This window comes from Duganella sp. BJB1802 (assembly GCF_013369445.1).
GTDB lineage: Bacteria > Pseudomonadota > Gammaproteobacteria > Burkholderiales > Burkholderiaceae_D > Rugamonas > Rugamonas vulcania_A.
The window spans coordinates 140,459-158,563 of sequence record NZ_JABWEF010000014.1 but is presented as its reverse complement, the minus strand read 5'-3'; the positions used below and the strand labels follow the sequence as shown (position 1 = coordinate 158,563).

19 protein-coding genes and 2 pseudogenes are annotated in these 18,105 nt (G+C 66.8%); 13 read left to right on the top strand and 8 right to left on the bottom strand.

Features of this window, described 5'->3' with window-relative positions; translation table 11 throughout:
• The first annotated feature begins 55 nt into the window (after positions 1-55).
• Complete coding sequence (mgrA, locus tag HUX88_RS21710) at positions 56-1,093, top strand: L-glyceraldehyde 3-phosphate reductase (RefSeq protein ID WP_176363089.1); 1,038 nt, start codon at positions 56-58, stop codon at positions 1,091-1,093.
• A gap of 10 nt (positions 1,094-1,103) precedes the next feature.
• Here the strand turns inward: mgrA and HUX88_RS21705 are convergent, their stop codons facing one another.
• Positions 1,104-1,463 (bottom strand): hypothetical protein, encoded by a 360-nt coding sequence (locus HUX88_RS21705; RefSeq protein ID WP_176363088.1) that lies wholly within the window; start codon positions 1,461-1,463, stop codon positions 1,104-1,106.
• Between the two features lie 167 nt (positions 1,464-1,630).
• Here HUX88_RS21705 and HUX88_RS21700 point away from each other — a divergent pair, with 167 nt between their 5' ends.
• From HUX88_RS21700 to HUX88_RS21670, 7 genes are all read left to right on the top strand, one after another.
• Positions 1,631-1,954, top strand: coding sequence for a DUF4148 domain-containing protein (locus tag HUX88_RS21700; RefSeq protein ID WP_176363087.1), 324 nt, complete (start codon positions 1,631-1,633; stop codon positions 1,952-1,954).
• A 253-nt stretch (positions 1,955-2,207) separates the two neighbouring features.
• The gene (locus HUX88_RS21695) at positions 2,208-3,416 is read left to right on the top strand and encodes an efflux transporter outer membrane subunit (RefSeq protein ID WP_229219449.1); all 1,209 of its coding nucleotides are present in this window, start codon (positions 2,208-2,210) and stop codon (positions 3,414-3,416) included.
• Between the two features lie 99 nt (positions 3,417-3,515).
• Positions 3,516-3,962, top strand: a complete 447-nt coding sequence (locus tag HUX88_RS21690; RefSeq protein WP_229213370.1) for a MarR family winged helix-turn-helix transcriptional regulator — start codon at positions 3,516-3,518, stop codon at positions 3,960-3,962.
• 11 nt (positions 3,963-3,973) lie between these two features.
• The gene (locus tag HUX88_RS21685) at positions 3,974-6,181 is read left to right on the top strand and encodes an FUSC family protein (protein ID WP_229219448.1); all 2,208 of its coding nucleotides are present in this window, start codon (positions 3,974-3,976) and stop codon (positions 6,179-6,181) included.
• Positions 6,166-6,366, top strand: a complete 201-nt coding sequence (locus HUX88_RS21680; RefSeq protein ID WP_117014721.1) for a DUF1656 domain-containing protein — start codon at positions 6,166-6,168, stop codon at positions 6,364-6,366. Before HUX88_RS21685 ends, HUX88_RS21680 begins: the two co-directional genes overlap by 16 nt.
• A gap of 25 nt (positions 6,367-6,391) precedes the next feature.
• Positions 6,392-7,252 carry a biotin/lipoyl-binding protein gene (locus tag HUX88_RS21675; protein WP_176363086.1) on the top strand — a complete coding sequence of 287 codons (861 nt, stop codon included), beginning with the start codon at positions 6,392-6,394 and terminating at the stop codon, positions 7,250-7,252.
• Entirely contained in the window at positions 7,245-8,159 is a 915-nt protein-coding gene (locus HUX88_RS21670; RefSeq protein ID WP_117014723.1) for a LysR family transcriptional regulator, read from the top strand. Before HUX88_RS21675 ends, HUX88_RS21670 begins: the two co-directional genes overlap by 8 nt.
• Here the strand turns inward: HUX88_RS21670 and HUX88_RS21665 are convergent.
• Complete coding sequence (locus HUX88_RS21665; protein ID WP_176363085.1) at positions 8,119-8,607, bottom strand: ester cyclase; 489 nt, start codon at positions 8,605-8,607, stop codon at positions 8,119-8,121. The genes HUX88_RS21670 and HUX88_RS21665 overlap by 41 nt on opposite strands.
• A gap of 103 nt (positions 8,608-8,710) precedes the next feature.
• Positions 8,711-9,457, bottom strand: coding sequence for an SDR family oxidoreductase (locus tag HUX88_RS21660; protein WP_176363084.1), 747 nt, complete (start codon positions 9,455-9,457; stop codon positions 8,711-8,713).
• Between the two features lie 161 nt (positions 9,458-9,618).
• On the opposite strand from HUX88_RS21660, the gene HUX88_RS31885 reads away from it, so the two are divergent.
• A complete protein-coding gene (locus tag HUX88_RS31885; RefSeq protein WP_229213371.1) occupies positions 9,619-10,281 on the top strand; it encodes a PEP-CTERM sorting domain-containing protein in 663 nt (220 codons plus the stop codon).
• A 22-nt stretch (positions 10,282-10,303) separates the two neighbouring features.
• On the opposite strand, the gene HUX88_RS21650 is transcribed toward HUX88_RS31885, so the two are convergent.
• Positions 10,304-10,636, bottom strand: coding sequence for a hypothetical protein (locus tag HUX88_RS21650; protein ID WP_117014726.1), 333 nt, complete (start codon positions 10,634-10,636; stop codon positions 10,304-10,306).
• A gap of 8 nt (positions 10,637-10,644) precedes the next feature.
• Positions 10,645-10,908 carry a hypothetical protein gene (locus HUX88_RS21645; RefSeq protein WP_229213372.1) on the bottom strand — a complete coding sequence of 88 codons (264 nt, stop codon included), beginning with the start codon at positions 10,906-10,908 and terminating at the stop codon, positions 10,645-10,647.
• A gap of 214 nt (positions 10,909-11,122) precedes the next feature.
• On the opposite strand from HUX88_RS21645, the pseudogene HUX88_RS32510 reads away from it, so the two are divergent.
• Together HUX88_RS32510 and HUX88_RS33300 are read left to right on the top strand one after the other, a co-directional pair.
• Positions 11,123-11,596: pseudogene (locus HUX88_RS32510) on the top strand (DNRLRE domain-containing protein); the annotation flags it as partial.
• Between the two features lie 57 nt (positions 11,597-11,653).
• Positions 11,654-11,755, top strand: a pseudogene (locus HUX88_RS33300) (PEP-CTERM sorting domain-containing protein); the annotation flags it as partial.
• Between the two features lie 14 nt (positions 11,756-11,769).
• Here HUX88_RS33300 and HUX88_RS21630 read toward each other — a convergent pair.
• Complete coding sequence (locus HUX88_RS21630; protein WP_117014775.1) at positions 11,770-12,663, bottom strand: cobalamin-binding protein; 894 nt, start codon at positions 12,661-12,663, stop codon at positions 11,770-11,772.
• 153 nt (positions 12,664-12,816) lie between these two features.
• Between HUX88_RS21630 and HUX88_RS21625 the strand changes: the two genes are divergently transcribed.
• Entirely contained in the window at positions 12,817-13,614 is a 798-nt protein-coding gene (locus tag HUX88_RS21625; RefSeq protein WP_117014728.1) for a class III extradiol ring-cleavage dioxygenase, read from the top strand.
• On the opposite strand, the gene ylqF is transcribed toward HUX88_RS21625, so the two are convergent.
• A complete protein-coding gene (gene ylqF, locus HUX88_RS21620; RefSeq protein WP_176363083.1) occupies positions 13,611-14,561 on the bottom strand; it encodes a ribosome biogenesis GTPase YlqF in 951 nt (316 codons plus the stop codon). The two genes, HUX88_RS21625 and ylqF, sit on opposite strands and share 4 nt — an antisense overlap.
• Positions 14,562-14,695: 134 nt before the next feature.
• Here ylqF and HUX88_RS21615 point away from each other — a divergent pair, with 134 nt between their 5' ends.
• Positions 14,696-16,681 (top strand): OPT family oligopeptide transporter, encoded by a 1,986-nt coding sequence (locus HUX88_RS21615; protein WP_176363082.1) that lies wholly within the window; start codon positions 14,696-14,698, stop codon positions 16,679-16,681.
• Positions 16,682-17,145: 464 nt separating this feature from the next.
• Here the strand turns inward: HUX88_RS21615 and HUX88_RS21610 are convergent, their stop codons facing one another.
• Positions 17,146-18,072: a histone deacetylase family protein gene (locus HUX88_RS21610; protein ID WP_117014731.1), complete on the bottom strand. Its 927-nt coding sequence runs from the start codon at positions 18,070-18,072 to the stop codon at positions 17,146-17,148.
• Positions 18,073-18,105 lie beyond the last annotated feature (33 nt).

Sequence of the window (18,105 nt, the reverse complement as noted above, 5' to 3'; positions counted from 1 at the left end):
AACGGCCGGCATGCCTATAATCGCAGACACCCCACTTCAATTCCGGAGTATCCAGATGACCTACCACGCCTCGCCGCACCGCTACGAAGCGATGCAATACCGCCGCTGCGGCCGCAGCGGCCTGCAACTGCCGCTGATGTCCCTCGGGCTGTGGCACAACTTCGGCGACACCAACTCGCTCGCCTCGCAGCGCGACATGCTGCGCACCGCCTTCGACCTGGGCATCACCCACTTCGACCTGGCCAACAACTACGGGCCGCCGTACGGCTCGGCCGAATCCAATTTCGGCCAGCTGTTCAAGGCCGACTTCCAACCCTACCGCGATGAGCTGATCATCTCCACCAAGGCCGGCTGGGACATGTGGCCCGGCCCTTACGGCCAAGGGGGCGGGTCGCGCAAGTACGTGCTGGCGAGCCTGGATCAGAGCCTGCAGCGCATGGGCCTCGACTACGTCGACATCTTCTACTCGCACCGCTTCGATCCGGACACGCCGCTGGAGGAAACCATGGGCGCGCTGGCGCACGCGGTCCAGCAGGGCAAGGCGCTGTACGTAGGGGTGTCGTCGTATTCGGCGGAGAAGACCGCCGAGGCGGCGCGCCTGCTGGCCGAGTGGAAGGTGCCGTGCCTGATCCACCAGCCGTCCTACAATATGCTGAACCGCTGGATCGAGGAAGACCTGCTCGACACGCTGGCCGCGCAAGGCATGGGCTGCATCACCTTCACCGCGCTGGCGCAGGGCATCCTGAGCGACAAATACCTGAACGGGATTCCGCAGGACTCACGCGTGAACCGCCCAGGCGGCGGCTCGCTACAGAAGGCACACCTGAGCGATGAAAACCTGGCGCGCGTGCGCGGCCTGAACGAGATCGCCAAGGCGCGCGGCCAGACGCTGGCGCAGATGGCGCTGGCCTGGGTGCTGCGCGATCCGCGCGTGACGTCCACGCTGATCGGCGCCAGCAGCAGCGCGCAGATCCGCGAGAACGTGGCGGCCTTGCAGAACCTGGCCTTCAGCGCCAGGGAGCTGGCCGACATCGACCAGCTGGCCCGCGAAGGCGACATCAATTTGTGGGCCGGATCGTCCAGCCACAAATAGATCGCCCGCGTTAAGGCCGCGCGGCCGGCGACGAGCCGGTGCGCGACCAGTCGCGCCGCTCGGCGCGCTCGGTCTCGGTGCCCTCTTCCGGCACCTCCTCGTGGAACTCGCCGTCCACCATCGGGATCGATTCGACGTGATCGAAGCCGATGTCGGTATCGGCCGGCAGCGTTTCGACGTCCACGCCGGCGCGCTCGCCGGTGCCTTCGGCGTCGGTGTCGCTATCGAGGCCGATATCCGGCTCGCCGGCGACATCGCTGCCGCTGTCGGAGTTGTCGCTGGGCCCCAGCGCCCGCGTGCCATGGCCGCGCCCCAGGGTGCGGTCGGTGCCGACCGGGATGTTGTCCGGGTCCAAGGTACTGTCAGACATGATCTGTCCCTCCCTCTGAAAACACCCATTTGACCACCGCCGTCGCGCCCGTTCCGTGCGCGACCGCGCATAAAAGCTATCGTTCTCATAGGTATTTTTTACTTTACAAATGTAATATTCATCTCTATAGTTACTCCATCCCAGCAGCCAAACCAAGGAGCAACGCCATGAGCATCACGACCAAAAACCTGATCACCGCCGCCGCCACCGCCGTCTTCGCGATCGCCGCCACGGCCACCACCGTCACCAGCGCTTTCGCCCAGAGCACCGCGCCGGCCGCCGCCACCGCCACGAGCACCGCCGCCGGCAGCGCCGCCGCGCAAACGGCCGTCGCCAACGGCGCGCTGGCCACCACCGCCAAAGCCCAACCGGCCGGCCTGACCCGCGCCCAAGTGCAGGCCGAATTCCTCGAAGCGCGCAAGAACGGCACGCTGATCGAGAACGAAGCCGACATGGACGTCGCACAGACCAAGAAGCACCACGTCAAGTAATCGGAAGCCAGTCCCGTGAAACCGCCGCGCGCCATCCAGTCAACCGCCCTCGCCGCCTTCGCGCTGGCGCTGCTGGCCGGCTGCGCCGACATGGGCCGCATCCATCCGCAGGCAAGCGCGCTGAAACCGGCCGGACTCAATCCCGGCAAGGCCATCGCCGCCGCCAGCGCCGACGTGGCATGGCCGGACCAGCAATGGTGGCAGGCGCTGCACGATGAGCAGCTGAACCGCCTGGTGGCCGCCGCGCTGGCCGATGGCCCGACGCTGCGCGCCGCGCGAGGCGCACCGTGCCGCCAGGCCGAGGGGCGCTGGCCGGCGTCGCCAAGGCCGGCGCTGCCTGCAGGCGACCGCCTCCGCCAGCGCCGACCGCGAACTGTATTCCGCGCACAGCACCGTGCCCGCTCCGCTGGCCGGCAACTACGCGTGGAAGAACACGGCCACGCTGTCCGGCGCCTACGACCTGGATCTGTGGGGCCGCAACCGCGACGCGCTGGCCGCAGCGCTGGACGAGGTGCACATGGCGTCGGCCGAGGCGCAGATGGCGCGGCTGACATTGGCGTCGGCCATCGTGCGCAGCTACATCCAGCTGTCGCTGGAGTACGCGCTGCAGGACAGCGTGGCGCAGAACCTGGCGCAGCGCCAGCGCATCCTGGAGATCACGCGCAAGCGCCAGGCCGCCGGCCTGGCCAGCGAGATCGAGGTGGCGAGCATAGAGACCACGCTGCCGGCCGGACGGCGCGAGCATGAGCAGATCGGCGAATCGATTGCCCTGCTGCGCAACCAGCTGGCGGCACTGATCGGCAAAGGACCGGGCGACGGCGACGCGATCGCCCGGCCGATGCTGGCCCTCGACGCCGGCCATGGCGGCGCGGTGCCGGCCTCGCTGCCGGCGGAGCTGGTGGGCCACCGTCCCGACATCGCGGCCCAGCGCTGGCGGGTGGAAGCGGCCGGCGCGCGCATCGCCGGCGCCAAGGCCGAGTTCTACCCGAACATCAACCTGGCGGCGTTCGTCGGCCTGCAGTCGCTGGGCTTCGGCCATTTCCTGGACAGCGGCTCTTCGATGCGCGGCGTGACGCCGGCCATTAGCCTGCCGGTGTTCGAGGGCGGCCGGCTGCGCGCGCAACTCGGCAACCAGACCGCGGTCTATGACGGCGCGGTCGAGCAGTACAACGCGTCCGTGGTGCAGGCAATGGCCGACGTGGCCAACGCGGTGGTGCGTATCGATTCGGTGCGGCGGCAGGACCAGCTGGCGCAGCGCGCGCTGGCCGCGGCGCGCCGCCAGCAGGAGCTGGCCGAACGCGCCTACCGCGCCGGCATGACCGACGCGCTGAACGTGATCAACGCGCAGATGACCTTATTGAACGAGGAACAGCAGATGGCGCAAGTGGCGAGCAAACAACTGGATAACTACACATTGTTGATGGCCGCGCTGGGCGGCGGCATAAAACTGGATTTGCCCTGACGCTTAGATAGTACAATCAAATCCTTGAAAATTAGTGAGGAGCAGGCAATGAGCAGTTTTGAAGCGACTAAAAAACGCCTTAAAAACATCCATGCCCGAATGCCGGAGTTCCCAGAGGATTTGATGCGCGTGCTGCGCATGACTTACCACATCCAGAAGCGGATGAAAGACCTGAGCAACGCGGCGCTGCGCAAATATGACCTGGTCGACGCCAGCTACATGGTGTTGGCTGTGCTGTACGGCTCGGACGACGAGACCTCGACGGCGTCCACGCTGGGCGAGGCCTGCATGGAAAAGCCGGCCAACCTGACGCGCGTGTGCAACGACCTGGAAGCCCAGGGCCTGATCTCGCGCGGCAACCGGCCCGGCGACCGCCGCTGCGTGATGATCACGCTGACCGACGCCGGCCGCGAGCTGGCCGCGAAGGTGCTGCCGGAGGTATGGGGCACCACCACCCGCGCCTACGACGGCTACACCGACGAAGAAGTTAAAGTACTTGAAGCGCTGCTCAAAAGGCAGCTGGACAACCTGGAAGCACTGACCTAAAACCGACCGCCATGAACCCTCCCCAAGCCGCCGCCACTCCCACCCAGGACCCAAGCGCGGCAAGGGGAGCATGGCGCTGGCTGGCGCAAGAGACGGCCGGCTGGTTCAACACCGAGGGCCCGCGCTGGCTGTTCGTCGCCAGGACCATGCTGGCCTCCTTCTCCGCGCTGTGGCTGGCCTTCCGCCTTGGCCTCGACGCTCCCTACACCGCCCTCGCCACCACCGTCATCCTGGCCCTGCCCAGCAGCGGCATGGTGCTGGAAAAGGCGTTCTACCGTTTTCTCGGCACGCTGGTCGGCTGTTCGGCGGCGCTGCTGCTGGTGGCGCTGTTCCCGCAATCGCCGCCGCTGCTGTTCGTCGGCGTGGCGCTGTGGATCGCGCTGTGCACCGCCGGCGCGGCCATGCACCGCAACCAGCAGTCGTACAGCTTCGTGCTGGCCGGGTACACCGCCTGCATGATCGCCGTACCCGCGATCGACACGCCGGAACACGTGTTCACGCTGGCCGTCACGCGCGTGACCGAGGTCGGGCTGGGCATCATCTGCGCCGCCGTGGTGCACGACGTGGTCTTCCCGCGCCGCCACTCGCACGCGGTGATGCGTACCGTGCAGGCGCGCTACGCCAGCTTCATCGCCTTCAGCATCCAGGTGCTGGAGCAGCGCCTGTCGCCGGCCGAGACGGAGCTGAACCACCTGAAGTTCGCCGCCGACATCGCCGCGCTGGAATCGGGCCGCGCCGCCGCCTTCTTCGAGGCCGGCCACGCGCGCGCGCACACGCGCCAGCTGCACGCCTTCAACGCCGCCTTCATGGCGGTGCTGACCACGTTCTACACGCTGCACCGCCTGATCCACCGCCTGCGCGGCGCCGCACCGGCCCACGCGAAGCCGGTGCTGGCGCTGATCGAACCGATGCACGCCCACCTGGCGCAGGCCATGGGCGACGAGCTGACGCCGCAGCGCATGGCGCAGATGCGCGCAAGGCTGGCTGCCGACACCGCCGCCGCCCGCGCGCAGCTGGCTGCCGACATCGACGCGAAGCTGGCCGCTGCCGACGACGCGCAATTGGCCGTCGACGGCGCCGTGCCGCCGGAACGCGCGCAGCGCATCAATTTCGACACGGCGGTGGAGCTGCTGGAGCGCTACGCGCGCGACATAGAGGCCTTCGCCTGCCTGTACCACGGCCTGACGCAGGAGAAGCGCCAGCAGGTCAGCGATCCCGGCGCCTATTCGCCGAAGACGCCGCCGGCCATCGTCGCCGCCAGCGGCTTCCGCGCCGGCGTCGCCCTGCTGCTGACGGCCGCCGCGTGGTATTGGCTGGCCTGGCCCTACGTCGGCAACGCCATCCTGATGGCGACCATCTTCTGCGCGCTGGCCTCGTCCTCGCCGCGCCCGACCGCGATGGTGCAGCAGGTGCTGATCGGCTTCCTGGTGGCCACGCCGCTGGCCTTCGTCACCGAATTCTTCCTGGTCGCCCGCGCCAACGACTTCCCGACGCTGGTCATCGCCGCGCTGCCGATCTTCGCGCTGGGCAGCTACCTGATCACCAGCCCGCGCTGGGCCGGCGTGGGCATCGGCATCTGCATGTTCTGCGCCACGCTGGTGGTGCCGACCAACTTGATGCACTACGACGTCGAGGGCTTCATCAGCAGCGAGCTGTCGCTGACGATGGGCGTGGCGGTGGCCTACCTGATGTTCAAGGTGGTGCTGCCCGAGCACACCATGGGCCAGAAGGACCACGTGGCCGCCGCGCTGTGGCGCGAGGCGCAGCGCGCCTGCACCGCGCCGATGTACCGCCTGAAGCGCCGCTTCGACAACCGCGTGCGCGACCTGCTCAGCCAACTGAACGCCGCCTCCGGCCCCGCGCCCGGCGCACCGGTGCGCGCCGTGGTGCGCCAGGGCCTGACCCTGCTGGAGCTGGGCCACGCGGTGATCGAACTGCGCCAGCTGATCGCCACGTCGCAACCCGGCCCGGTGCCGGCCGCGCTCAAGCTGGTGGTCGGCGAACTGGCCGCCCACCTGCGGGCGCCGTCGCGCGCCGGCGGCCAGGCGGCGCTGCAAGCCCATCCTGCACGCCGGCGCCAGCGTGCGCGCCGCGCTGCCCACCGCCACGCCGGAACGCCAGCTGCGCCTGCAAACCGCGCTGACCGACCTGCATTCCATTTACACGTCCCTGCTGGACCAGATCACTACAGGAGAAACCGCCGATGCCGCGTGAGATAGACTTTTTTGGCGTACTGCTGCCCGGCGTGCTGCCGCTGTTCCTCGTCAGCGTGCTGCTGCAACTGGTGCTCAACAGCGCCCTGAGCCACCTTGGCGCCTACCGCCACAGCTGGCATCCGGCGCTGGCGCGGCTTTGCCTGTTCGTCTGCATCTTCAGCGCCCTGCTGGTCACGCTGTACAAATAATCCACCCCTTATCAGAAAGGCCGCCGTGAGCGCATCCAAAATCTTCCGCTTTTTCCTGACCATGCTGTTGGTGGCCGCCGCCCTGTGGATGGGGCGTTCGGCCTGGGACCGTTACATGGAGTCCGCCTGGACCCGCGACGGCCGCGTCAAGGCCGACGTGGTCACCATCAGCGCCGATGTCGCCGGCACCGTCACCGACGTGAAGGTGCGCGACAACCAGCTGGTCAAGCAGGGCGACGTGCTGTTCGAGGTCGACAAGGCGCGCTACCAGGACGCGCTGGCGCAGGCCGACGCCATGCTGGCGTCGCAGCAGGTGGAGAAAGGCCGGCGCGGCAAGGAGGCCAGCCGCCGCGCTGGCCTGGATGATGCCGTCGTCTCGGCCGAGAGCAAGGAGACGGCGCAATTCGCGGTCGGCACGGCGGCGGCGCAGTACCAGGCGGCGTTGGCGGCGCGCAGGCTTGCGGAGCTGAACCTGGAGCGCACGGTGGTGCGCGCGCCGGTCACCGGCTACGTCACCAACCTGAATGTGCACCCGGGCGACTTCGCCGCCGTCGGCGCGGCCAAGCTGGCGATGATCGACAGCGCCTCGTTCTACGTGGTCGGCTATTTCGAGGAGACCAAGCTGCCGCTGCTGAAGGTGAACGACGCAGTCGAGGTGCATCTGATGAGCGGCGCGGCCCAGCTGCACGGCCATATCGAGAGCATCGCCCACGGCATCACCGACCGCGACGCCAACACCGGCCGCGAGCTGCTGGCCGACGTCAACCCGACCTTCAACTGGGTGCGACTGGCGCAGCGCGTGCCGGTGCGGATCCACATCGACCAGCTGCCGAAGGGACTGGACCTGGTGGCCGGCACGACCTGCACGGTGGTGATCCATGGATAACGGCGCCGATCGTTTCAGCACCATCCGCCTGTTCCTGGACGCGGCGCTGCTGGGCAGCTTTTCGGCCGCCGGCCGCAAGCAAGGCATGTCGCCGGCGGCGGCCAGCGCCTGCATCCAGCGGCTGGAGGCCTCGCTGCAGGTCAAGCTGTTCGAGCGCACCACGCGCCAGCTGCGCCTGACCGAGGAGGGCCAGATGTACCGCCACTTCAGCGAGCAGGCGATGGCGCTGATGGCGGAGGCGGAGGCCGGCCTGCACGCCGGCGGCGACAATGTGCGCGGCATGGTGAAGATCTCGGCGCCGTCGGACCTGGGCCGCAATGTGCTGATGCCGATGCTGGATGAATTCCGCGCCCGCCATCCCGAGCTGCAGTATTCGCTGACGCTGAGCGATTCGACCGCGAACATGGTGCAGGACGATATCGACCTGGCGATCCGCTACGGCCAGCTGGCCGACAGCGAGATGGTGGCGCGCGTGCTGGCGCCGAGCCGGCGGGTGGTGTGCGCGGCGCCGTCGCTGATCGCGCAGACGGGCGGCCCGGCCACGCCGGAGGAGCTGGCGCGGTTGCCGACGCTGGTGCTGGTGACGGCGCTGGGGCCGATGCAGGAATGGCGCTACTGCAGCAACGACGAGGCGGACGAGAAGCGCGCGGTGCGCGTGCGCCGCACGCAGCAGAGCAACGACGGCGAGGTGATACGCAAGTGGGCCATCGCCGGCCAGGGCTACGCCTACAAGTCCATCCTCGACATCGCCGGCGATTTGCGCAGCGGGCGGCTGGAGACGGTGCTCGACGAGTACTTCACGGAGAGCGCGCCGCTCAACCTGCTGTACCACCGCAACCGCTACCAGCCGCCGCGCATCGCGCTGCTTATTGCGTTTTTGCTGGAGCGCTTTGCGGACTTGGCATGACGCCCATCTGCTGCAACAACGTCAGGTTGTCCTCCAGGTGCCAGTTCTCGGCGATGCGGCCGTCGGCCACGCGGTACAAATCGAAGGCGCGGAAATCGATGGGTTGGCCCTTGCCGCTGGTGGCGCCGAAGGTGCCGGTGAAGTGGCCGGTGAAGTGCAGGTGCACGGCCACGCGGTCGCCGTTGACCACCATGTCGGTGATCTCGGCCTTCAGGTCGGGGACGGCGGTGCGGAAGCCTTTCGACGCCTGCAGCGGGCCGTTGACGCCCTGCTCGCGGCCGGCCGGCAGCGTGCGGTCCATGAAGTCGGGCGACAGCGCCTGTTTGGCCAGCGCGGGGTCGCCGGTGTTCCAGAAGGCGGCGTAGCGGCGGGCCGCCTGTTCGGTCAGGTCGTTGGCGCCGGCGGCGCCGGCCAGCAGCAAGGCGGTCAGCAGGAGGGAGCGTTTCATGGGCAGTCCTTTCGTTGTGGGGATGCCCGGATTGTGCGCCGCCCGCCGCCGCGCCGGAATGGGCCTGGCCGTTGAAGCAGCTGCTTGCGGCGTTTGAAAATGCCTAGCGCGCGCCGCCCGCGTCGACGATGGCGCCGCTGACGTAGGACGATTGTGGGCCGAGCAGCCACAGGATGGTCTCGGCGATTTCCTCCGGCTGGCCGCCGCGCTGCATCGGCACGGTCGATGCGAGCCGCGCCACGCGATCCGGATCGCCGCCGCTGGCGTGGATGTCGGTGTAGATGATCCCCGGCCGCACGCAGTTCACCCGTATGCCCTCGGCCGCGACCTCCTTCGACAGGCCCAGGGTCAGCACGTCGATCGCGCCCTTGGACGCGGCGTAGTCGATGTAGACATTCGCCCCGCCATGCCGGGCCGCGCCGGACGACAGGTTGACGATGCCGCCACCCTGCCCGCCGCTGGCGGTCGACATGCGCCGGACCGCCTCCCTGCTGCACAGGAAGTAGCTGATCACGTTGGTGGTGAACACGCGCTGCAGGCGCTCCACCGACATCTCCGTCAAACGGCACTGCCGTTCCAGCACACCGACGTTGTTGACCAGCGCCGTCAACGGCCCCAGTTCCTTGTCGACGGTGGCGAACAGCCGCAGCACGTCCGCCTCCACGCCGACGTCGGCCTGCACGGCGATGGCCTCGCCGCCCTCGGCCAGGATCTGCGCGCGCAGCAGCTCGGCCGCCTGCGCGTCGCACAGATAATTGATGCAGACCGCGTAGCCGCGCCGGCTCGCCAGCAGCGCGGTCGCCGCGCCTATGCCCCGGCCGCCGCCGGTCACCACCATCACTTGTTTCATTAAAGTCATTATCTAAATGGATATATTAATTGACAACCACCAACTACCGCCTTACAGTTGGACTCCGCCGCCACTGAACAAACCATCCGCAGGAAAGCAGAGGAACGATCATCGCGGCGGAGCCCTCGGCCTGCGCCCCTTCACATGAGAAAGAAGTGAGCATGAATATGATCCGATTTCCCTTGACCTGCATCGCCAGCGCCCTGCTCTGCACCTTCGGTCCGGCCCAGGCGGCAACGTCCTCGCTGTCGCCCAGCGAGAACATGACCTTCATTAACTTCGACTGCGGTTGCATACCCAGTCCGTGGGACCCGGACGCGGGCTTCCGGAAAGCGGCCGGCGGCACGGCGGCTGGCGGTACCAACTGGATGGTCTCCACCATATTTGTACGCTTCAAGCTGCCAACGTATGTGGCAGGGAGCGATGTCACCAACGCCGATCTGGTTTTGATGGCGCTGTCTACGCCGGACCAGCCGTCGCCACTGGGACTCTACGTCACCGGCAACAGCGTCGATCCGTGGTCGGTCCACAGGGACGATCAGCCGTACGGACAGCCGGGTACGGAAGTCGCGTTCATCAGCGCCGCCGCTGGTGTCGACACCCACGTGGATTTGACCTCGGTGGTCAATGCCGCCTACCACAACGATGGCGTCGTCACCTTCCTGCTCGGCGATTACTACGGCCACTACAACTACCAGTATTTCGCATCCGACAAAACTTTGGACCTGACGATTTCGGCGGTGCCGGAGCCTGCGACTTACGCCATGATGCTCGCCGGCCTGGGCCTGATGGCCGCCGCCGTCCGTCGCAGGCAGCGCGGCTGACCGGGCGTCCGGCCGGCGCCGGTCATTTTTCCGGGCTGACGTGCGTCAGCGCGTAGCCGACATGCTGCCACCAGTGTTCGCGCGAATGCACTGTGTGCAGGCACTTCTTGTCGAGCTCTCCCTTGAAGACGGGATCGGCGCACTGCTTGGTCATCAGCGCGTTGCGCTGGTTCTCGGCGTTGGTCAGCGCGATCAGCAGCCAGACGATGAAGCCCAGCGCCAGCACCGCCAGGCTCCAGGCGACGTGGTTGATATAGGCCCACTCGAACAAGGTTTCGATGACCGGCGAAGACTCCTTGTAGATCTTCATGACCTCGCCCTCGGCCGCCTTTTGTTCGTCGCTGATCTGTTTCATGGGTCTCCTCACTTCTTGGTTGCGCGTTCCTGGGCCGACTTGGCTACCAGGCTATCCATCACCGCGAACAGGGCCGCGTGCGCCGCCTGGGTGGATGCGAGGTCGTGGCCGGCCTGCGCGGGCGAGGTCGTGTAGTGGCCGTCGATCACCAGCGTCGGCGCACTGTCGAGTTTATACTGGTTCGCCACCTGCGCGGCGGCATGGGCGCCGGCGGCGACGGCCACGAAGGCGACGATGGCGATCAACGGCCGCAGGAAACTCAGGAAACGCATAACTGTCCTTCAATCAGGTGAGTGGCACGCCGCGAGATTACCACTTTTTCGGACGCCCGCCCTGGACAGCGCAGCAAAATCTGAAAATATTGCCGGGCATCAAGCGCTAAAACGTGCAATTTTTAAAATTTTATGTTTTACAGTATAAATATTTACAAGTTATATTACCTATAATATATTAAAGTTCTTGTTAAACACTTAGCTAGGAATAAATATGAAATTTCTTAAATGGGCCGCGATCGGCTTGATAAGCGCGGCTGTGTTGCACGCCCCCGCGCAAGCAGCGACTACCACCGTCGCTTCGTCGCTTAGCCTGCGCTTCGGGTACGGAAACGACTGGTTCGTGGGCAACAGCAGCCAAGGAACATGGGCCGGCTGCACCAATTGGGGTTGCTCCTCGATGCTCGAGCGATTCGTCTTGCCGGCCTATACTCCCGGCACTAGCATTACCAACGCGAACTTCCTGTTACATACGCCGTCCGAGCAATATTGGATAAGTCCATTAGGCGTGTATGAGATTGCCGATTCGTGGAATGAGAGCACGTTGACCAGCACGGAGCATCCGAATGAAATAACAGCTAGCACGGAGATCATGACCTTCATTCCGAGGCCAGGCGCCCTAACGCTGGATATCACCAGCGCCGTCAACAAAGCCTACCACGGCGATGGCGTGCTCACCCTGATGGTCAGAAGCACAGGAGGGATTATGAACGATATCTGGATCGAGCCCGGCCGGTACCTGGCTTTGAACATCTCGGCCGTACCTGAGCCTGAAACCTATGCCATGACGTTGCTGGGCCTGGGTCTGGTCGGCGTGGCGGCGCGCCGCAAGCGCCGCGCCGCTTAACGTCTGTCCGCGCCCTACGGCCGGCGCCGGCGCGCCGTCTCCAGCCGTTCGCACAGCGCCGCCACGCCGTCGGCGATGCGCGGTGTGGCGCGCACCAGCTGTTCGCCGCCGAGCATGAACAGGTTGTCGCGCTGGACCGCCTGCATGCCACGGTACTGCCTCCAGATGTTGATGCCGGATTCGGCGTCGCGGGCCACGCCGCCGATGATCGCTTCCGGGTTCTCCTGCAATACCGCCTCGGTGCTGACGGTGGGCGCCGGCACCTTCAGCCCGGCGAACACGTTCTGGCCGCCGCAGACACGAATCACGTCGCTGACGATGTGTTCTCCGCTGAGCGTGAACAGCGGCTTTTCCCAGATCTGGTAGAACACCCGCACCACCGGCCGCTGCGCGTAGGTGGCGGACAATCTGGCGATCCGCTGGCGGTAGTCCTGCGCGGCCTTCCGCGCGGCGGGCTCGGTGCCCATCAGTTGGCCCAGGCGGGTCAGGCTGGTGGCCACCTCCTCCAGCTTTTGCGGATCGCTGTAGAAAATCGGGATGCCCAGGCTTTTGAGCTGTTCCAGCTGGCCCGCGGTGTTCCCGCTCTTCCACACCACCAGCAGGTCCGGGCGCAGCGCCAGCACGCGCTCCATGTCGATGGTGGCGTTGCTGCCCACCAGCGGCAGGCGCTTGGCCGCTTCCGGATAGTCGCTGTAGTTCATCACGCCGACCACGCGCTCGCCGCCGCCGGCCGCGAACAGCAGTTCGGTGATGTGCGGCGCCATCGCGATGATGCGCTGCGCCGGCTTGGCGACGGTAACGCTGTTGCCGGCGTCGTCGCGCACGGTGACGGCGGCGTGGGCGCCGGCTGTGGCGCACGCCAGCAAGGCAGTGCTCAGCAGGCGCGCTTGATAGGTGATGATGGTCATGGACGTGGGCATGGTGGCGGGCGGCGGAAGCCCGGTATTATACCCGCGCGCCTCGATCATTCACATTTTAGATAGGACCTATCTACATTTCGCGCATTGATCGGCGCGGCGCCGCTGCTTATAGTGGTGCCATACTCATACCGGAGCTTTGCCATGAACGTCTTGCCCACCTATTTCCTGTCCCACGGCGGCGGCCCCTGGCCGTTCATGATGGACCAGGTCGGCCATCTGTACGCCCGGCTGGACGCCTCGCTGCGCGACATGCCGCGCCAGATCGGCGTGACGCCGAAGGCGGTGCTGGTGGTCACCGCGCATTGGGAGGAACGCGAGTTCACGCTGTCGTCGTCGGCCGCGCCGCCCATGATCTACGACTACGGCGGCTTCCCGCCGCACACCTACGAGGTGCGCTACCAGGCGCCCGGTTCGCCGGAGCTGGCGGCGCAGGTCCAGCAACTGCTGGAGGCCGGCGGCCATCCGGCGCGGCTCGATCCGCAGCGCGGCTTCGACCACGGCACCTTCAGCGCCATGTATCCGGTGTACCCGGACGCCGACGTGCCCATCGTGCAGCTGTCGCTCAAGCGGGGGCTCGATCCGTCGGCGCATCTGGAGGTGGGACGTTTGCTGGCGCCCTTGCGCGGGCAGGGAGTGCTGATCGTCGGCAGCGGGCTGAGTTACCACAATCTGCGCGCCTTCAACGCGCAGGGGGCGGCGGCTTCGCACGCCTTCGACGGCTGGCTGCGCGCGGCGATGGCGCTGCCGCCGGAAGAACGCACGGCGCGGCTGCTGGCGTGGGAGCAGGCGCCGGCCGCGCGCATGGCGCATCCGCGCGAGGAGCATCTGCTGCCGTTGATGGTGGCGCTGGGCGCGGCGGAGAATGACGCGGCGTCCGTGCCGTATCACGAGGACGCGTTCATGGGATCGCTGGCGGTGACCAGCTTCCGCTTCGGCTAGGTGCCGCGCTTGCCGTTGGCGTAGGCTTCGGCCTTGGCGGCGGCGATGGCGGCCTTCTCGGCGGCCTTCACCGCCATCTCGGCGTTGTGCTGTTCCAGTCGCTCCTTGCGGGTGGCCGGCGTCTCCAGCGAGATGCGGCCCAGGATGCCGCTGCGGTAGTCGCCCAGGAAGGTGTGCGAGGCCTTCTCGAAATCGAGGTCGCCGCCCTTCTGACGGAAGCCGCGCTTGGCCGCCACGCCCTCCACCACCGCGATGCCGTCGAAGCTCTCGATGTCCTTGAAGCCGTAGCGCGCCACCAGCAGCTGCGGGTAGTGCTTGAGCATCTCGTCGGCCAGGAACACCGCCACCTCCTCCTCGATCAGCGCGTTCGAGCCGATCGCGTGGCTGGCGGCCAGCATCAAGCCGTCGCTCGGCAGCGCGATCTTCGGCCACAGCATGCCGGGCGTGTCGACCAAAATCGTGTTCTTGTCCAGGTAGAGCTTCTGCTGCTGCTTGGTCACCGCCGGCTCGTCGCCGACCTTGGCCACCTTGCGCTTGAGCAGGGCGTTCATCAAGGTCGACTTGCCGACGTTGGGGATCCCCATGATCATGATGCGCAGCGGCTTGGTCGGCACGCCGCGGTGCGGCGCCAGCTGCTTGGCCAGTTCCGGCACGCGCGCGACGTCGGCCGGCTTCTTGGTGGTCATCGCGAACGCCGTCACGCCCTCCTGCGCGTTGTAGTAGGCCACCCAGGCCGCCGTGGCGGCCGGATCGGCCAGGTCGACCTTGTTGAGGATCTTCAGGCACGGACGCTGGCGGAACTTGCGCAGCTCCTCCACCATCGGGTTGGTGCTGGCCTCGGGCAGGCGCGCGTCGACCACCTCGATCACCAGGTCGGTGTTCTCCATCTGCTCGGCCGCCTTCTTCTTGGCGGCGTTCATGTGCCCCGGGTACCATTGTATCGACATGCTCTGACCTTCAAAATCGTTCTGACAATCCGCTATTTTACCTGCTACCCCGTCTGGACTTCGGATATCATGGGGCGCTTTTTCCGTTTCCTGACCATATAAACAATATTATTTTCTCCACCGGAGTGCTGAAGATGAGCATAGCTGCACCATCCAACCCCAAGGAAATCACCGTCCGCGGCATTATCCTGGGCATTCTGATCACGCTGGTGTTCACCGCCGCGCAGGTCTACCTTGGCCTGAAGGTCGGCCTGACCTTCGCCACCTCGATCCCCGCCGCCGTGATCTCGATGGCGCTGTTGAGCGCCTTCAAGGACGCCACCATCCAGGAAAACAACATCGTCCAGACCATCGCCTCGGCCGCCGGCACGCTGGCCTCGGTGATCTTCGTGCTGCCTGGCCTGTTGATGATCGGCTGGTGGGCCAAGGTGCCGTTCTGGCCGACCTTCGGCGCCTGCGCCATCGGCGGCGTGCTGGGCGTGATGTACACCATGCCGCTGCGCCGCGCGCTGGTGTCGCAGTCCAACCTGCCCTATCCCGAGGGCGTGGCCGCGGCCGAGGTGCTCAAGGTCGGCATGGCCTCGCGCGCCGGCGCGGCCGAGGGCAAGGCCGGCCTGTGGGCCGTGATCTGGGGCAGCGTCGCCTCGGCCGTGTTCGCGGCCGGCGCCGCCGTCAAGCTGATGGCCGGCGAGGTGGCGATCTACTTCCGCACCGGCTCCGGCGCCACCGGCATCGGCGCTTCGAGCTCGCTGGCGCTGATCGGCGCCGGCCACCTGATGGGCATCACGGTCGGCATCGCGATGCTGGCCGGCCTGGTCATCGCCTGGGGCATCATGGTGCCTTTGATGACGTCCCTGTCGCCGGCCGCCGCCGGCGTCGACGCCTCCGCGCACGCGCTGGGCATCTGGTCCAAAGAGGTACGCATGATGGGCGCCGGCGTGATCGGCATGGCCGCCATCATCACGCTGGCCGGCCTGGCCAAGCCGATCTTCGGCGGCCTGAAGTCGGCGATGGAATCTGCGCGCAAGGCCAAGCTCAATGGCGGCGTACTCGATCGCACCGAGCAGGACCTGCCGATCTTCGTGGTCGGCCTGGTCACGCTGCTGTCGATGGTGCCGGCCGGCTGGCTGCTGGCCTCCTTCCTGCAGGGTGGCCCGCTGTCGTCGCTGGCCTTCCCGCTGGTGGCGGTCGGCATCGGCTACATCCTGATCGCCGGCATGTTCGCCGCCGCCGTCTGCGGCTACATGGCGGGTTTGATCGGCTCCTCCAATTCGCCGGTGTCGGGCATCGCCATCCTCACCATCCTCGGCGCCGCGCTGAGCGTGGGCATGGTCGGGCGCAGCGTCATGGGCCCGGAGGTGGCGCAGGCGCTGATCGCCTACGCGCTGTTCGTCACCACCGTGGTGCTGGCGGTGGCGGTGATCGGCAACGACAACCTGCAGGACTTGAAGACCGGCCAGCTGGTCGACGCCACCCCGTGGAAGCAGCAGGTCGGCCTCTTGATCGGCGTGGTCGCCGGTTCGTGCGTGGTGCCGCCGGTGCTCGAGCTGCTCAACCACGCCAACGGCTTCGTCGGCGCGCCCAACCTCAACTCGATCTCGGACCAGCCGCTGGCCGCGCCGCAGGCGCTGCTGATCTCGACCCTGGCCAAGGGCGTCATCGGCGGCCAGCTGCGCTGGGACCTGCTGGCCTACGGCGCGCTGGTCGGCCTGCTGCTGGTGGCGATCAACTTCGCCCTGAAGAAGTCCAGCGACGGCAAGTACTCGCTGCCGCCGCTGGGCGTGGGCCTGGCGATCTACCTGCCCAGCGCGGTGATCACGCCGGTGTGCATCGGCGCCGTGACCGGCTACCTGTTCGACCGCGCGATGGAGCACAAGGTCGGCGGCGACACCGCCAAGCGCCTGGGCGTGCTGGTGATGTCGGGCTTCATCGTCGGCGAGAGCCTGTTCAACGTCGCGCTGGCCGGCCTGATCGTGGTCTCCGGCAAGGGCGAGCCGCTGGCCATCGCCAACTCGCTGAGCGAGGCGCAGACCATGATCGTGGCGCTGATCCTCGGCGTGGCCATGGTGTGGGGCTTGTACCGCTGGTCGGCCAGGAGCGGGCGCAACGTCGCCGCCTGACGCGGCCAGCCGCGTGACGCCTGACGCCCTGCCGCCCGGCAGGGCGTTTTCATTTGCGGGCCACGAACGTGCGAAACCGTCAGCGAATTTAATTGCGATCGACATCCTCGTTTGAACGGAACAAACGTTGTCGCGCTGGAGCAGGTCGAATGGCCAGGAAACGCAAGCCGCGCCGGCTGCACGATACTCCAGTTCGGCACGCTGGAGATCCGGCTGCCGCGCCTTAGGGTACAGCCCGCTTCCTTGCCGGGAGTATAGACGCCGGGTCCTGAAATCCACCCTTCTAGCATTCGTGCTGGTTTGGATGTCTCTTTCCAACTCGTTTTGTCTCGTTTGGACTTTGTGCGGCGCACAAGGTCCGATGAGACAGAATCAGACAAAACGAGATGAAACGCGCAAGGGGAAAGAGCATGAATGCCACAAGGACCTGCGACATACCGCCGGCCGCATACCGCCCGCCACGCTCACAGGTCCGCCAGCGCCTTCACATGCGCCACCACGCTGCGGCCCAGCGCCGACAGGTTGTAGCCGCCCTCGAGGCAGCTGACCACGCGGCCCTTGGCGTACAGCCTGGCCACCTCCATCACCTGCTGCGTCATCCACGCATAGTCCGCCTCGACCAGCCCCATGCCGCCGATGTCGTCCTCGCGGTGGGCGTCGAAGCCGGCCGAGATGAAGATCATCTCCGGCTTGAACGCGTGCAGCGCCGGCAACCATTGCTCCAGCACGATCTTGCGCACCCCATCGCCCTTGGTGTGGGCCGGCACCGGCACGTTGACCATGTGCCCGCTGATCGGCAGCGGGTCGGTGTACGGATAAAACGGATGCTGGTAGAAGCTCACCATCAGCGCGCGCGGCTCGTCCAGCAGCGCCTCCTCGGTGCCGTTGCCGTGGTGGACGTCGAAGTCCACCACCGCCACCCGCGCCAGCCCGCGCACATCCAGCGCGTGCTTGGCCGCCACCGCCACGTTGTTGAACAGGCAGAAGCCCATCGGCTCGATCGGCCGCGCGTGGTGGCCGGGCGGACGCACCGAGCAGAAGGCGTTGTCGATCTCGCCGTCGATGACCGCGTCGGTCGCGGCCACGGCGGCGCCGGCGGCGCGCTGGGCGGCCCGCCAGCTGTAGTGGTTGAGCGTGGTGTCGCCGTCGATCGGGTAGGTCTCGCCCGGCTCCGGCACGTTGTCGCGCACGATGGCGATGGCGTTGCGGCTGTGGTTGCGCTCCAGGTCCGACAGCTGCACCAGCGGCGCCTCGCGGTATTCCAACAGGTCGCTGATGTGCGAGGAAATCAGCTGGTCGGCAATCGCTTGCAGGCGCGCGGGGGATTCGGGGTGCCAGTCGCCCATGTCGTGGCGGGCGCAATCGGGATGGCTGTAAATGGCTGTGGTCATGTGCTTGTCTTGCTGCGTGTAGGCGCTAATCTA